Source organism: Wenjunlia vitaminophila DSM 41686 (genome assembly GCF_000380165.1).
Taxonomy (GTDB): Bacteria; Actinomycetota; Actinomycetes; order Streptomycetales; family Streptomycetaceae; genus Wenjunlia; species Wenjunlia vitaminophila.
In genome coordinates this window covers 16,673-31,711 of sequence record NZ_KB904697.1, presented here as the reverse complement: position 1 = coordinate 31,711, position 15,039 = coordinate 16,673, and the positions used below count along the sequence as shown (strand labels likewise).

The following is a 15,039-nucleotide window of genomic DNA, read 5'->3' as shown; positions in this document are numbered from 1 at the left end:
CGCTCGCTGCGTTGTCGGGATCGTCCATGTACGCCCAGTACGAGGACGACCCTCCGCCTTGCGATCGCACGCACCAGACGCCGCGACCCCCGCCCTCCGGGCGGACGGCGCTACTCATCAGACAGCCCCTAACGGTGTCCGGAGCGGCTGGGCTGGAACTGAGGTCCCTGTGGGGGCAGGGTGAAGCCGCCGTTGCCCGGCTGCGGCTGGACCGGCGGGGGGACCGGCGCCGGGGGGTAGCCGGTGGCGGGCTGCCGGTTCGGGTACTGGGGTGGGTAGCCGTAGCCCTGGTGGTGCTGCGGGGGCATCTGCGGGGGCTGGGGCTGCGGGTAGCCGTACGAGCCGGGTGGTGCCTGGGGGTAGCCGTAGGAGCCGACCGGATGGGGCTGGGGCTGTCCCGGCCCGGGGGGCGGGAAGCCGTAGCCGCCGGGGGGCTGTGGCTGGGGTTGTGGCTGCGGCGCGGGTGGCTGCTGGGGAGCCTGGGGGTAGCCGTAGCCGCCGGGCGCGGGTACCGGCGGGGGCGGGGGAGTGGACGGCTCGGACCGGGCAGGCGGGGGCGGCTCGGGGGCCGCCGGCGAGGGCGTCGGGGCAGGAGCGGGGCCGGGCTGGTCGCCGTCGTCCACGGCGATCCCGAAGTCCGTGGCCAGGCCGATCAGGCCGGTGGTGTACCCCTGCCCCACGGCCTTGAACTTCCACTGGTGCTGGCGCCGGTAGAGCTCCGCGCAGTTCAGGGCGGACTCCTCGCCGGTCTCCGGGGTGACCCGGTACTCGGCCACCGCCTCGCTCTCCTCGCCGGCGGCGAGGTCGAAGAGCTGCACCCGCAGGTCGCTCACCGCGGCGAAGGTCCCCATGTCGACGGAGGCGGCGATCACCACTCGGTCCACCGAGGTGTCGAGCTTGCCGAGGTCCACCTCGACGGAGTCGGTGATGCCGCCGGAGTCGCGCCGCTTCGGGCGGTGCCGCACCAGGCCGGAGGGGTGGCGCGGCTGGTTGTAGAAGACGAAGTCGCGGTCGGAACGCACGCGCCCGTTCTCGCCGAGCAACAGCGCCGAGGCGTCGATGTCCGGTACGTCGGCGCTGGGACTCCACCGCAGGACCACGCGCACCGCGGAGGCGCCCAGAGGGATGTTCGACCCTTTCATCATGGCGTGCGTCATGCCCGCAATCCTGCCCTGGCACGGCGGGTGCGGACAACGCGGGTGGCGGGAAGGGGCGTTGTCGGCCGGCACGACCGACGGTCCGGCGGCGGTCCCTCGCCCTGCGGGCGGACCTGCGGCGGTTCCGCGGCAGGGGAAATCCGGTGAACTGATGGTTGTCCTGTGGAAACGCCCTGGTTCCCCGGCATTCACTGGAACACGGGCCCCATCAAGCACTATGTACATACGACAATCGGCCAGTCGCTGGTCGCTGACTTAGGTAGAATAGGACATATATGCGCCATTTCGGGCACCTTGCGGACGAGGAGCGGGCGAAGTTGTTCCACCGGGAGCCCCAGGACTTCAACGCCGACTCCCCGGCCGACACGCTCGCCGTGGCGCTGGGCGCCACCCTCTACAGCCCGGCCACCCGTTCCGGGCTCGCGGAGGACATCGTCAAGCTGGCCGGCCGTGGGGTCGTCTCCATGGTGCTGTGCCTGGAGGACTCCATCGGTGACCACGAGGTGGCGGAGGCCGAGGACAACCTGGTCCGGCAGTTCGCGGAGCTGGCGGAGTGCGACGCCGACCTCCCCCTGCTGTTCATCCGGGTGCGCGAGCCCGACCAGATCGGTTCCCTGGTGCGACGGTTCGGCGAAACGATTCGCCTCGTCTCCGGCTTCGTCCTCCCCAAGTTCACCGAGGAGTCCGGCCGTCCGTTCCTCGAGGCACTGACCGCCGCGGAATCCACCTGCGGCCGGCGGCTTTTCGCCATGCCCGTGCTGGAGTCGCCCGAACTGCTGTACCTGGAGAGCAGGCAGGAGACGCTGTTCGGGATAGCCCGCACGGTGCAGAAGTACCGGGACCGGGTGCTGGTGCTGCGGCTCGGCGTCACCGACTTCTGCTCCGCCTACGGACTGCGCCGGCCCCCCGACCTCACCGCCTACGACATCCACGTGGTGGCCTCCGCCATCGCCGACGTGGTCAACGTGTTCGGCCGCGCCGACGCCTCCGGCCTCGTCGTGACCGGGCCGGTGTGGGAGTACTTCCGCGCCGGTGAACGGATGTTCAAGCCCCAGCTCCGCCGTTCCCCGTTCGTCCAGGTCGCCCGGGCCGACCGGTTGCGCACCCAGCTCATCGAGCACGACATGGACGGGCTGCTGCGGGAGATCGAACTCGACCGGGCCAACGGGCTGCTCGGCAAGACGTGCATCCACCCCACGCACGTCGCTCCGGTGCACGCGCTGTCCGTGGTGTCGCACGAGGAGTACAGCGACGCCCTCGACATCATCGACGGGGAGCAGGCGGGCGGCGGGGTGCTGCGCTCCTCGTACACCAACAAGATGAACGAGGTGAAACCGCACCGGGCCTGGGCGGAGCGCACCCTGCGGCGGGCCGACGCCTTCGGGGTGGCCCGGCAGGACGTCTCGTTCGTGGAACTCCTCGGCGCCCTGCTGCTGTCCTGACCACTGTGGCCCACCCCCACCACTCACCGAAACGGAACCCCCCACGCATGCCGGACGAGCCGTACCAGCCGGAAGGCCCGACCGTCCCCACCCCGCCCCCCGCCGCAGGCCCCGTCTGGCCCGGCCGCTGGGTCACCGAGCGACTGGGGATCACCCTGCGCGGCGCGGAGCTGCGCCCCCTGCTCGGGCTGGCCCTGCGCCGCAACCCCAGACGGGCCCACCTGCTGGTCTCCGAGGTGCTGGGCAAACACGTCCCGCAGCGCCCCGCGACCGTGCTGGGCGCGGGGCTCGACCTGGGACGGCGGGCCCGGGCACTGCTCGGCGACGAACAGGCGGCCCGCGCCGTGGTCCTCGGCTACGCGGAGACCGCCACCGGACTCGGGCACGCCGTCGCCGACGGACTTGGACCCGTCCCGTACCTGCACTCCACCCGCCGCCCGGTCCCCGGCGTCGCCCCGGTCGGCGGCTTCCAGGAGGAGCACTCGCACGCCACCTCGCACCTGCTGCTTCCCGAGGACCCCGGGCTGCTCGCCGGGGACGGACCGCTGGTGCTGGTGGACGACGAGTTCTCCACCGGCAGGACGGTCCGCAACACCATCGCGGCCCTGCACGCCCTGCACCCCCGAGACACCTACCTGGTGGTGGCCCTCACCGATCTGCGATCGGCCGCGCACCGCGGGGAACTCGACGCCTTCGCCGCCGAACTCGGCACCACGATCCGGGTGGCGGCCCTGGCCACCGGCACCGTGGAGCTCCCCGACGACGTCCTGGAACGTGGCCGGGCCCTGGTCGACGGCCACGAGAACGACGACCCCCGCCCGGTGGCCTCCGGCTCGCTGCGGCGGGTGGAGGTGCCCTGGCCCGCGGGGCTCCCGGACGGGGGGCGCCACGGGTTCACCCCGGCGCACCGGGCCGTGCTGGAGCAGGCGCTGCCCACGCTGGGCGGGCGACTCGCCTCCGCCGTGGGCGCCACCGCCAGGCGGGTGCTGGTGCTGGGCTGCGAGGAGCTGATGTACGTGCCGCTGCGGCTCGCCCTCGCCCTCCAGGACGCCCTGGGGAACGGCGCCGAGGTGCGCTTCTCCACGACCACCCGATCCCCGGTGCTCGCCGTGGACGACCCCGGGTACGCGATCAGGACCCGGGTGACGTTCCCCGCGCACGACGCGCCCGCCGACGGCCCGGGCCCCCGGTACGCGTACAACGTGGCCTGCGGCAAGGACCCGGACCGCCGGTTCGACACGGTGCTGCTCGTGGTGGACTCCGCGGCGGACACCCCGGCCCTGCACGCCCCGGGCGGCCTGGTGGACGCGTTGCGGGGCACCACCGACCGGGTGCTCCTCACCGTCGTCCCGTCCCACGTGCCCGCACCCCGCCCGCCAGGACCGCCGCCCGCCCACCGGTCCGCCCCCTCCGTCCCGTCCGCCCCGAGGTGAGCGCCACCATGACCACCACATCCCCCGCGTCCCCGGCACTGCCACGGCCCCTGCGGGGCCCGGAGTTCTCCTCCTACCGGCCGGACGAGGTGACCTGGTTGCTCCAGGACCTGTCCCGGGTCTCGCTGGAGGCCCCCACCGAGGAGCGCGAGGAGGCGATCCAGCACGGCGGTGCCCACTACGCCGAGTCGCTGCCCGTGGAGTACCAGCCCGACCAGCGGTACCAGGCGCTGTTCCACGCCGCACTGCGCAACTCGGCCGACCGGGTCGCGCGGGCCGTGGGCGTGGTCACCGACACCGTCCTCGAGGAGCGGGGACCCCACGTGGTGCTGGCCTCGCTGGCCAGGGCCGGAACGCCCGTCGGGGTGCTGATGCGCCGCTGGGCCCGGTACGCACACGGCACCGACCTGCCGCACTACGCCCTCTCGATCGTGCGCGGGCGCGGCATCGACACCGTGGCACTGCGCTACCTCGCGGCCAGGCACGACCCCGCCGACGTGGTCTTCGTGGACGGGTGGACCGGTAAGGGCGCCATCACCAGGGAACTGGACGCCGCGTTGCAGGAGTTCGGGGCCTTCGACCCGCAGATCGCCGTGCTCGCCGACCCCGGCCGCTGCGTGCGCACCTACGGCACCCGCGACGACTTCCTGATCCCGTCGGCGTGCCTCAACTCCACCGTCTCCGGCCTGGTCTCCCGCACCGTGTTGCGCGCGGACCTCGTGGGACCCGACGACTTCCACGGCGCCAAGTACTACCGGGAACTGGCCGACGCGGACGTCTCCGGGCTGTTCCTCGACACCGTCAGTCAGCGGTTCCCCGCCGTGCGCGACTCCGTCGCCGCCGACCGCGCGGCCCTGGCCGGGGAGGACCGCACCCCCACCTGGGAGGGCTGGGCAGCGGTGCGGCGGGTCGCCGACGCCTACGACATCGGCGACCTCAACCTGGTCAAGCCGGGGGTGGGGGAGACCACCAGGGTGCTGTTGCGCCGGGTGCCCTGGCGGGTCCTGGCCAGGAAGGGCGCGGGTGCCGAACTCGACCACGTCCGGCTCCTCGCCGAGCAGCGCGGGGTGCCCGTGGAGGAGGTGGGGGCCGCCGCCGAGGGCCTGATCGGCCCCTACTCGTGTGTCGGGCTGATCCACCCCCGGTACACCCGTGGCGCGGTCGGCGCCGCCGGGACTGCCGCCGAGGCGGGTGCCGCGTGACCACGATCGTCGCCAGCGACCTGGACCGCACCCTGATCTACTCGGCCGGAGCCCTCGGCCTGACCATGCCGGACGACCAGGCCCCCCGGCTGCTGTGCGTGGAGGTCTACCAGCGGTCCCCGCTGTCCTACCTCACCGAGCGGGCGGCCGACCTGCTCGGGCAACTGGCCGGGGCGGTGACGCTGGTACCGGCCACCACCCGCACCCGGGAGCAGTACCGGCGGGTTCACCTGCCCGGCGGTGTGCCGCCCTACGCGATCTGCGCCAACGGCGGCCACCTCCTGGTGGACGGGCGGACCGACTACGACTGGCGGGCCGAGGTCCAGCGGCGGCTCACCGACTCCTGCGCCGAGCTGGCCGAGGTCCGCGCCCACCTGACCGCCGTCGCCGACCCGGCGTGGCTGCTGCGGAACCGGGTCGCCGAGGACCTGTTCGCCTACCTGGTGGTGGATCGGGCCCGGCTGCCCCGGGGGTGGCTCACCGACCTCACCGGGTGGGCGGACCAACGCGGTTGGACGGTCTCCCTCCAGGGACGCAAGGTCTACGCGGTGCCCCGGCCGCTCACCAAGAGCGCCGCGCTGGCCGAGGTGGTGCGCAGGACCGGCGCCACCGAGGTGCTCGCCGCGGGTGACTCGCTGCTCGACACGGACCTGCTGCTCGCCGCCGACGCGGGCTGGCGCCCGGGCCACGGCGAACTCGCCGAGTCCGGGTGGTCCGCACCCGGCGTCACCGCCCTCGACGAGGTGGGCGTGCTCGCCGGCCAGGAGATCGTCCGTCGGATGCTGGCCAGGGTCACGTCGCGTGACGCCGAACCGGCGCCCCCCCGTCCGAACCCCCAGCCCGCCGCCCGCTGACACCGCGGCGACCGAGCCGCCCCGGGCGCCCCCCGTCAGCGGGCGGGCGCCCCCCGTCAGCGGTCGGCGGAACAGCGGCCCGTCCGACGCCGGTCGTCAGGAGCAGCAGCCCCCGCCGCAGCAGCCCCCGCCGCCCCGGGCGTCGGAACCGCCGGCCGGGGCGGACGACGACGCCGCGCCGCCGGTGAGGGCCACCGTGGAGAGCAACTTCACCGTGTCCTGGTGTCCTTCTGGGCACACCGCGGGAGCGGAGGCCTGGGCCATGGGCCGCCGCAGCTCGAAGGTGGCGCCGCAGGCCCTGCACCGGTACTCGTAACGAGGCATGGCCCCAGGTTAACCGGCGGGTTCCCGCGGTTTCACCCCCGTGACAGCATGGGCGGGTGCACCCGGCCGACCTGCCCCTGTCCGAAGAACTCCGCGCCGAACTGGGCTCCGTGGCGAAGCCCCGCGCGCTGGAGAGCAGCCCGCGGTCCCGGGTGTGGCGGGTGGAGCTCTCCGGCACCCCCGTGGTGGTCAAGCAACTGGTCGACGCCCCGCAGGCGGACGAGCGCTACGCCCGCGAGGTGGCGGCGCTACGACTGGCCTCCCGCGCCACGCCCCCGGTGGTGCCCCGGCTCCTCGGCGCCGATCCCACAGCCCGGGTGCTGGTGCTGGAGTACCTCCGGCACCGTCATCCCGGCGACGACTGGGTGATCGACTACGCGGTGGCGCTCGCCCGCACGCACGCCACCACCGGCCCGGCCGACGTCGGGGCCCTGCCGGCCTGGTCCGGGCCCACCCCCGGGGACGTCACCCGGTTCCTCGAGTTCGCCGCCGCGCTGGGCGGGGCCGTCCCGGACCGGCTGCGCGCCGAACTCCACGACCTGCTGGGGCGCCTGGACCGGACGCCCGGCCACGCCCTGCTGCACGGTGACCCGTGCCCGGGCAACGACCTGCACACCGCCGACGGCGTCAGGTTCGTGGACTTCGAGCAGGCGTCGCTCGGTGACCCGGCGGTGGAACTCGCCTACCTGCGCATCGGCTTCCCCACCTGCTGGTGCGTCACCGCCCCGGCCGGGCCGTTGCTGGCCGAGGCGGAGGCGGCCTACCGGTCGGCGTGGCGCGCCGCCACCGGCGCCGCCGCGCCCCCTGACCCCACGGACCACTGCGTGGGCTGGCTGTTGCGGGGTGACGCCCTCGTGGAACGGGCCCGGCGGGACACCGTTGACCACCTGGGACGACTTCCCGTCGAGGACTGGACCTGGGGCACCGCCAGCGCCCGGCAGCGGCTGGTCCACCGGCTCGGGGTGGTCGCGGAACTGGCCGCCGACCGCCCCGGGCTGACGGCCACCGGCCGGCTCGCCGCGGACCTGCGTGCCCGGATGCTCGCCCGCTGGCCCGCCCTCGGCCCGGTGCCCGCCCGCCGCCCACGGTAGGGGAGCGGGGCGCGACATGTCGGTGACCGGAACCCCACCGGGTCGCCCGGGTCCGGCCCTGACCGCCGGGGAGTCGAAACCGGCCTCGTCGGTCCTGGGGGCCGTGGAAACTCCTCCTGCTGAAGGCGGTAGGGAGGTGGTCGCCGTTGAATGAGGGGGCAGGAAGCCGTGGATGTGTACGAAGCCGTGGACAGCCGCCGGGCCGTGCGGGCGTTCAGCGATGAGCCGGTATCCAAGGAAGTACTCGAACGAGTGCTGACGGCGGCGTCGCGGGCTCCGTCGAGTGGGAACCTCCAGCCGTGGCACGTCTATGTCGTGACCGGCGAGCCCCTGGCCGAACTGAAGAAGCGCGCGACGGCCAGGGCACTGGCGGGAGACCCGGGTGATGAGCGGGAGTACCCGATGTACCCGGCCGAGCTGACCTCGCCCTACCTGGACCGCTTCTCCGCGGCGGCTGCCCAGCGGTACGAAGCGCTGGGGATCGAGCGTGAGGACCCCGACAGGCCCATGAAGATCGCCGCCTTGAACTCGGAGGCGTTCGGGGCGCCGGTCGTGCTGTTCTGCTACCTCGACCGGCGGATGGGACCCGGTCAGTGGGGGGACGCGGGGATGTACGTGCAGACGGTCATGCTGTTGTTGAGGGCGGAAGGGTTGCACAGTTGCCCCCAGGTGATGTGGACGAACTATCGCAGGACCGTCAGCCGCACAGTCGGCGCCGATGACAGGCTCACCCTGTTCTGCGGTGTCGCGGTGGGATTCGAGAAGGAAGGCGTGCCACGCCTGCGTACCGGACGGGCGGACATGACAGAAACAGTGAGCTTCATCGGGGTGTGACCGGCACACGTGGTCTCCGTGTCGCCGACGCGGAGACCACGGCGCAGTCCGTCCCGAGGGACACCGCGGAAGGCGGACACGCTCGACGCCGCGACAACCCCTTGGCCCCGGAGGCACTGGCCCGGTCCCCCACCACCGCGGCCTGGGCGCCCTGGCGGGTCTTCCCGGTCACGGCGCTAGTCGAAGTGGAGCCCGCCGGTGCGGGTGCGCTTCAGTTCGAAGAACCCGGGGTGGCGGGCGAGTGCCAGCGTGGCGTCGAAGACGCGGACCGCCTCCTCGCCGCGGGGGATCGCGTTGAGCACCGGGCCGAAGAACGCCACCCCCTCGATGTGGATCGTCGGGGTGCCCACGTCCTCGCCGACGGGGGCCATCCCCTCGTGGTGACTGGCCCGGATCTCCGCGTCGTAGTCGGTGCTGTCCGCGGCGTCCAGCAGCTCCGCGGGCAGGCCCAGCTCGGCCAGGGCCTGCGAGGCCACCGAGCGGAAGTCCTTCTCGCCGCCCGGGTGGATCCTGGTCCCCAGCGCGGTGTACAGGTCACGGAGCACCTCGTCGCCGTGGTGGTGCGCCGCGGCGGCGACGATCCGGATCAGCCCCAGTGACTCGTCCACCAGCTTCCGGTACCAGTCGGGCAGCTCCCGGTCCTCGTTGAGCACGTACAGGCTCATGATCCGGAACCGCAGGTCGATGTCGCGCTGCTGTTCCACCTCGCAGATCCACCGGGAAGTGATCCAGGCGAACGGGCACACCGGGTCGAAGTAGAAGTCGACCCGGGTCCGGCCTCCGGCCGTGTCCTGCGATGCGGTGGTGTGCTGGCTCATGGGGCGCTCCTCGCCTCGAAGGGTGTCACACGGTGCAACGGTCCCGATGAGGCTACGGTGACGACTGGCCCACCATTAAGATCCACCCTTGTGAAGAATTCCTGGTCCACTTCGGGGGTGGACCTCCATCTGGAGCTCGACGGGGCCGGTGGGCGTCGGACCGGCCTCGAGCGGGCGCTGCGCGGCGCCATCCGGGACGGGCGCCTGGGGCCGCGGGCCAGGCTGCCGTCCACCCGCAGGCTCGCCGTGGAACTCGGCCTCGCCCGCGGCACCGTGCAGGCCGCCTACGACCAGCTCGTCGCCGAGGGGTACCTCACCACCCGACGCGGGTCGGGGACCACCGTGGCGGTGCTGCCCGAACGCCGCCCCGAGCCACCGGGCCCGGCCGACGCACCGGACCCGCCCCGGCACGACCTGGTGCCCGGTTCCCCCGACGCCACCTCCTTCCCGGTCGCGGCGTGGCTGAGGGCGACCCGCAGGGCGCTGTCCCGTGCCCCGGTCACCGCCTACGGCTACGGCGACCCGCGGGGCCGGACCGAACTGCGCACCGCGCTCGCCGAGTACCTCGGCCGCACCCGCGGGGTGCTGGCCCGGCCGGAGCGGATCGTCATCGTCTCCGGGTTCGTCCAGGCCCTCGGGCTGCTCGCCCAGGTGCTGAACGACCCCGGGCCGGCCACCGTGGCGATGGAGAGCCCGGGGCTCGACTTCCACCGCGCGGTGGCCGCCCGCCGGGGCCTGACCGTGCTCCCGTTGCCCGTGGACGACCGCGGCGCCCGTACCGAGCTGCTCGCCACCCCCGGGTTCCGGGCGGTGCGGGCCGCCGTGGTGACGCCCTCCCACCAGTTCCCCACCGGCGTGTCCCTGCACCCGACCCGCCGTCGGGCCCTCACCGAGTGGGCCCGCTCCCGCGGTGGCCTGATCGTCGAGGACGACTACGACGGCGAGTTCCGCTACGACCGCCAACCCGTCGGTGCCCTGCACGGCATGGCCCCCGACCACGTCGTCTACCTCGGCACCGCCTCCAAGACCCTCGCCCCGGGGCTGCGCCTGGGCTGGATGGTGCTCCCCGACCACCTGGTGGACCCGGTGGTCGAGGCCAAGCTCCTCACCGACCACTGCACCGAGACAATCGGGCAGCTCGCGCTGGCCGAGCTGATCAGCAGCCACGCCTACGACCGCCACGTCCGCGCCTCCCGGCTGCGCTACCGCCGCCGTCGTGACCTGCTGCTCTCCCGCCTGGACCGACCCGACCTCGAGGTGCGTGGCATCTCGGCCGGCCTCCACGCCCTGGTCCGGTTCTCCGCCGAGGGCCCCACCGAGGCGGACGTCCGCCGGCAGGCAGAGGCCCGCGGGCTGGCCCTGGGCTACCTGGGCGAGTGGTGGCACGCGCCGGGTGACCACCCCCAGGCCGTCATCGTCGGGTACGGAACCCCGTCCGAACGGGCCTATCCGGCCGCGCTCGACGCCCTCGCCGAGACCCTCGACGCCGCTGGCCGCGGGGGCTGACGGCCCGCCGTTCCGCGCCCTGTCGCCGGGCCGGTTCCGGCATGAAGACGCCGGTCGCGGTAACCCGGGGTGACGGGCGAACCGGACGGGCCCGCAGGGGCCGCGGGCGTCGCCGGGATCGGAGGTGCTCTCATGGGGCGGTTGGGGCGTCTGGCCGCGGACACCGGAGTCGGGATGGCCGCGGGACTCGTCGGCACCGCGGCGATGACGGTGAGCAGCACACTGGAGGCGAAGCTCCGCGGCCGGGCGGGCAGCAACGTGCCGGCGGACGCGGTCGTCCGGCTCCTGCGGGTGCGGCCGGTGGACGAGCGCGGCCGGGCACTCCTCAACCACGCGGCGCACTTCGGCTACGGAACCGCCCTCGGCTCGGTGCGGGGCGTGCTGGCCGCGCGCGGCATGTCGCCCGTGGCGGCGTCGGCGGCGCACCTGGCCCTGGTCTGGGGTGCGGAACTGGTCGTGCTCCCGGCCCTGGACCTGACACCGCCGGCCACGCGGTGGGGCGCGGTGGAGGTCGCCGTCGACGGGTGGCACCACCTGGTGTACGCGGTGGCCACCGGTGCGGCGTACGCGCTGCTCGACCGCGGGCGGTGAGCAGCGGGTCGCTCCGTGGCAGCCAGCCCCGGGGCCCCGAACGCACGTGCGCCCGGTGATCCGTGGTGGCGGTACCGTGTGCACCGGTCATTGACGTCCGATCCGCGGCGCGGTCGCGGGCGCACCCCGGGACCCCGGCGGCCACGCGGAGACGGGTCCGGCCGGGGTCGGGTGGGAGCACGGTGGGGGAGCCGAGGGGACAGGTGGGCGGCGAGGGGCTGATCGGGGAGGAAGAGCTGGCGGCCTTCCAGACGACGGTTGAGCGGTTGCGGACCCTGTCCGTGGACGATCCGGTGCGCGTGCGGATGGAGCGGCTCGTGTCCTCCTTCGTCCGGGACGGGCGGCAGAAGCGGAAGAGGGCGCAGAACGCCCGGCGGCGCGCCGCGGACGACGCCGTGCAGGCGGGTACGGCCACCGGCGATCCGGCGAGGCGTGAGGACGCCCCGCTCACCGCGGGACGGGGGACCCCCGCCCGGTACCTCAAGCCGGTGCGCTGCTACGTCTGCAAGCAGCCGTACCAGGAGGCGGACGGCTTCTACCACCGACTGTGCCCGGGGTGCGCCGCCGACAACTTCGCCCGCCGCGGGTTGCGGACGGACCTGCGGGGGCGCCGTGCCCTGCTCACCGGCGGGCGGGTCAAGATCGGCTTCCAGTTGGCCCTGATGATGCTGCGGGACGGCGCCGAGCTCCTGGTCACCAGCCGCTTCCCCACCGACGCCCTGCGTCGGTTCCGGGAGGTCGAGGACAGCGACGAGTGGTTCGGCCGGCTCACCGTCGTCGGGATCGACCTGCGGGACCCCCGGCAGGTGCTGGGGCTCTGCGGGGAGCTCACCGACGAGGGCAGGCCGCTGGACATCCTGGTCAACAACGCGGCGCAGACCGTGCGTCGGCCCGCCGAGGCGTACCTGCCGCTGGCCGAGGGGGAACGTGCGCCGCTCCCGCCCGGAGCTCGGCGGCGAACGGCCCCCGGTTACCGGCCGATGGCCCCCGTGGCGCTGCCGGCCGGGGCCCTGGCGCACGCCCTGGGGTACGTCGGGGAAGGAGCGGGGGGCGGTGCGGCCCTGCCGGTCGCGGTGGACGAGGCGGGACTCCTCCCCGACCTGTCACCGGTCAACTCCTGGTCGGTCCGGCTCGGCGAGCTGGACGGCGTCGAGGTGCTGGAGACCCACCTGGTCAACGCCCTCGCGCCGCTGCTGCTGTGCGACCGGCTCCTTCCCCTGCTGCTGGCCTCCGCGCACCCGCGGCGCTACGTCGTCAACGTCTCCGCGGTGGAGGGCAGGTTCACCGTGCGGAACAAGTCCCCCCGTCACCCCCACACCAACATGGCCAAGGCCGCGCTCAACATGCTCACCCGCACCAGCGGCCCGCACCTGGCGAAGCACGGCGTGCACATGTGCGCCGTGGACACCGGCTGGATCACCGACGAGAACCCGGCACCGCTGAGGGCGCGCACCGCGGCGGTCGGCTTCCGCACTCCGCTGGACGTCGTGGACGGGGCGGCACGGGTGTACGACCCCATCGTGCGCGGTGAGGCGGGAGAGCCGGTCTCCGGGGTCTTCCTGAAGGACTACCGCGAGGCCGCGTGGTGACCACCTCGTGGGGGCCCGGCGCGGCCCACGGCCCCCTTCGGGATCAACGCAGGGTCAACGGAGGGGGACGCTGACGCAGGCGAGCCGGTCGCCGGCCGTACCGGCGTGACCCCGCTCCGTGCTGGTCCCGTGCTGGTGCAGCACCACGGAACGGGCCTGGCCCGGCCGGAACCGCCACCGCTGGTGGGCCGTGGCCTCGCCGGCGCCGTGCCGGTCGGTGGTGAGGTCGAGCCAGACCTCGTTGCGCGGGTTGGCGTAGGCGGGGTCCACGGAGGGCTGCCGGGGATCCACCTGGTCCTGGTAGTGCGGCCCGGAGTCCTTCGGCTGCCTTCCGCACGGTTCGGTGTGGACGTGGATGCCGTAGGTGTGGTCGGGGCGGAGCCCGTGGACCCTCAGGGTCAGCCAGGTGTCCCGCTCCCCGGCGCGCTCGGCCAGCCAGACGTGGCTGCCCGGCGGCACGCCGTGGACGTCGTGGGTCACCGCCTTCGGCACCGTGGCCCCGACCGGGGCGAAGTGGTCGTCCGCCAGTACCTCCCCGGGCGGGGTTCCCGGGACCAGCAGGGCCCCCGCGAGCAGCAACACACCGAGCATGGGATGACTCCTCCGTTGATGTGGCACTTCCTTCCCGTTCACCGGCGAATTCCGACCGGGTAAACGGGCCGAACCACAACGACAACGGTGTGTGCGGCGCCCGGACACGGATGTGGCACGAGATTGTCAATGCGGGACCGCTCCGAAGGGAAATGCGTGCCGGCCTTTTCCGGTCGAGGGCCGGCGTCGGACGGGCACGGCTATCGGGTGCCGAGGCGGTCGCCTATCCGGGCCCGCATGCCCCACATCGTGAAGCCCCGGGGGTCGATCTTCCCCGGTTGCCATTCCAGGTGCCCGATGACCGACATGTGGTTCCACCCGTGCACCCGGCACACCGCGGCGGCGGCCTTCTCGATCGCCTCGAGCTGTGCGGCCGGCCAGGGGTCGTGGCCGTCGCCGAGGTTGATGCACTCGAACCCGTAGAACCTGGCGTTGCCGTCGGTGTTCGCCTCGTTGTCCTGGGGCAGGGTGCGTTCGGCGATGACCGCCTGGAGCACGTCGTCGTCGCCGAGCCCGGCGTGGTTGGCCCGTCCGTAGCCGACCAGGTGGACGGTGCCGGCCTTGTCGATGACGCCGTGGCACAGCGGGCCCGGCAGCCCGGTGTACCCGTCCCGGCAGATCCGCACCGACGCGGCCGTGCCCGACGTCACCGTGTGGTGGAGCATCACCCCGTGCACCGGGCCCCACGCGCCCTTGTGGTTGCGGTTGTGCGTCCGCCACGATCCGACCTCGACGACTTTCAGTCCTTCCTTCTTCAGCGCACTGAGAAAGCGGTCAGCGCTCATGGGTGTGGCCATGAGGAATTCCCTCTCGAAGCAGGGAGTTGGAACACGCAGCCGAACTGCTGTACGTGTACATTCTCCATACCCGGTTTCTCGGGCTATCCACCGCGAACAGCAAGGCATGTTCCGGGATGTTCACACGGAAGTCCGGGGACGGGCCTTTCGGGCACAACGGCGGCCCGCCGCCGGGGCGTTCCCCGACGGCGGGCTGGTGGACGAGGGGGTGGTTCCCGAGCGGAGGGAACCGGACCTCATCTGGCGTAGACCCGCTCCGCCCACGCGGCGACCTGTTCCTCGGACAGGTTCCGGGCGATGTCCGCCTCGCTGATGATGCCGACCAGCCGCTTGTTCTCGATGACCGGCAGGCGGCGGATGCGGTGGTTCTCCATCACCTGCAGCACTTCCTCGATGTCGGCGTTCACGTCGATCCACACCGGGGTGCCCTGTGCCAGGTCCTCGGCGGTGACCCGGGACGGCTCGCGACCCAGGGCAACGCAGTGCACCACGATGTCACGGTCGGTGATCACGCCGGCCAGTCTGCCGCTGCTGTCGCAGATCGGGAGACACCCCACGTCCATCTCCCGCATGAGCTGGGCCGCGCGATCCAGCGTCTCGGTGATGGGGATGCACTGGGCGCCCCGGTGCATGATCTCTCCGGCTGTGGTCATCACTCACCTCCTGAAAACCGCCCGGCGAGGGCCACCGGGTGCGCCCCCATCGTCACCGCCGCACCGTCGGGGCGCGATCGGCGTCGTCCGTTCGAGTGAGCGGGGGGGCGGGCGGTGCGGAGGGGCCGGGAGCGGACACCGCGCAACAGGAGCCGTC

13 protein-coding genes and 1 pseudogene are annotated in these 15,039 nt (G+C 73.5%); 8 read left to right on the top strand and 6 right to left on the bottom strand.

What is annotated here, in order from left to right:
- Window positions 1–128: 128 nt before the first annotated feature.
- On the bottom strand, window positions 129–1,157 hold the full coding sequence (locus A3IG_RS0121655; protein WP_018385685.1) for a TerD family protein: 1,029 nt from the start codon (window positions 1,155–1,157) through the stop codon (window positions 129–131).
- Between the two features lie 275 nt (window positions 1,158–1,432).
- Here A3IG_RS0121655 and A3IG_RS0121650 point away from each other — a divergent pair, with 275 nt between their 5' ends.
- The 3 genes and pseudogenes from A3IG_RS0121650 to A3IG_RS0121635 all read left to right on the top strand — a co-directional run bounded on the left by A3IG_RS0121650 (window position 1,433) and on the right by A3IG_RS0121635 (window position 6,088).
- Window positions 1,433–2,599 (top strand): HpcH/HpaI aldolase/citrate lyase family protein, encoded by a 1,167-nt coding sequence (locus A3IG_RS0121650; protein WP_026220524.1) that lies wholly within the window; start codon window positions 1,433–1,435, stop codon window positions 2,597–2,599.
- 47 nt (window positions 2,600–2,646) lie between these two features.
- A pseudogene (locus tag A3IG_RS33845) lies at window positions 2,647–5,234 on the top strand (phosphoribosyltransferase).
- A complete protein-coding gene (locus A3IG_RS0121635) occupies window positions 5,231–6,088 on the top strand; it encodes an HAD family hydrolase (RefSeq protein ID WP_018385681.1) in 858 nt (285 codons plus the stop codon). The pseudogene A3IG_RS33845 and the gene A3IG_RS0121635 overlap by 4 nt, the downstream one beginning before the upstream one ends.
- Window positions 6,089–6,184: 96 nt before the next feature.
- Here the strand turns inward: A3IG_RS0121635 and A3IG_RS32920 are convergent, their stop codons facing one another.
- Window positions 6,185–6,412, bottom strand: a complete 228-nt coding sequence (locus A3IG_RS32920) for an FmdB family zinc ribbon protein (RefSeq protein WP_026220523.1) — start codon at window positions 6,410–6,412, stop codon at window positions 6,185–6,187.
- Between the two features lie 56 nt (window positions 6,413–6,468).
- Here A3IG_RS32920 and A3IG_RS0121625 point away from each other — a divergent pair, with 56 nt between their 5' ends.
- Together A3IG_RS0121625 and A3IG_RS0121620 are read left to right on the top strand one after the other, a co-directional pair.
- Window positions 6,469–7,503, top strand: a complete 1,035-nt coding sequence (locus A3IG_RS0121625) for a phosphotransferase (RefSeq protein WP_018385680.1) — start codon at window positions 6,469–6,471, stop codon at window positions 7,501–7,503.
- 168 nt (window positions 7,504–7,671) lie between these two features.
- On the top strand, window positions 7,672–8,337 hold the full coding sequence (locus A3IG_RS0121620) for a nitroreductase (RefSeq protein WP_026220522.1): 666 nt from the start codon (window positions 7,672–7,674) through the stop codon (window positions 8,335–8,337).
- A 176-nt stretch (window positions 8,338–8,513) separates the two neighbouring features.
- On the opposite strand, the gene A3IG_RS0121615 is transcribed toward A3IG_RS0121620, so the two are convergent.
- Window positions 8,514–9,155 (bottom strand): mycothiol-dependent nitroreductase Rv2466c family protein, encoded by a 642-nt coding sequence (locus A3IG_RS0121615; RefSeq protein WP_018385678.1) that lies wholly within the window; start codon window positions 9,153–9,155, stop codon window positions 8,514–8,516.
- Window positions 9,156–9,245: 90 nt separating this feature from the next.
- On the opposite strand from A3IG_RS0121615, the gene pdxR reads away from it, so the two are divergent.
- The 3 genes from pdxR to A3IG_RS0121600 all read left to right on the top strand — a co-directional run bounded on the left by pdxR (window position 9,246) and on the right by A3IG_RS0121600 (window position 12,841).
- A complete protein-coding gene (gene pdxR / locus A3IG_RS0121610) occupies window positions 9,246–10,661 on the top strand; it encodes a MocR-like pyridoxine biosynthesis transcription factor PdxR (protein ID WP_026220521.1) in 1,416 nt (471 codons plus the stop codon).
- Between the two features lie 132 nt (window positions 10,662–10,793).
- A complete protein-coding gene (locus A3IG_RS33840; protein ID WP_018385676.1) occupies window positions 10,794–11,252 on the top strand; it encodes a hypothetical protein in 459 nt (152 codons plus the stop codon).
- Window positions 11,253–11,455: 203 nt separating this feature from the next.
- Entirely contained in the window at window positions 11,456–12,841 is a 1,386-nt protein-coding gene (locus A3IG_RS0121600; protein WP_018385675.1) for an SDR family NAD(P)-dependent oxidoreductase, read from the top strand.
- A 54-nt stretch (window positions 12,842–12,895) separates the two neighbouring features.
- Here the strand turns inward: A3IG_RS0121600 and A3IG_RS30790 are convergent, their stop codons facing one another.
- The 3 genes from A3IG_RS30790 to A3IG_RS0121585 all read right to left on the bottom strand — a co-directional run bounded on the left by A3IG_RS30790 (window position 12,896) and on the right by A3IG_RS0121585 (window position 14,882).
- A complete protein-coding gene (locus A3IG_RS30790) occupies window positions 12,896–13,432 on the bottom strand; it encodes a superoxide dismutase family protein (protein ID WP_018385674.1) in 537 nt (178 codons plus the stop codon).
- A 200-nt stretch (window positions 13,433–13,632) separates the two neighbouring features.
- Complete coding sequence (locus A3IG_RS0121590) at window positions 13,633–14,229, bottom strand: peptidoglycan recognition protein family protein (RefSeq protein WP_018385673.1); 597 nt, start codon at window positions 14,227–14,229, stop codon at window positions 13,633–13,635.
- 236 nt (window positions 14,230–14,465) lie between these two features.
- Entirely contained in the window at window positions 14,466–14,882 is a 417-nt protein-coding gene (locus A3IG_RS0121585; protein WP_018385672.1) for a CBS domain-containing protein, read from the bottom strand.
- Window positions 14,883–15,039: the final 157 nt, after the last annotated feature.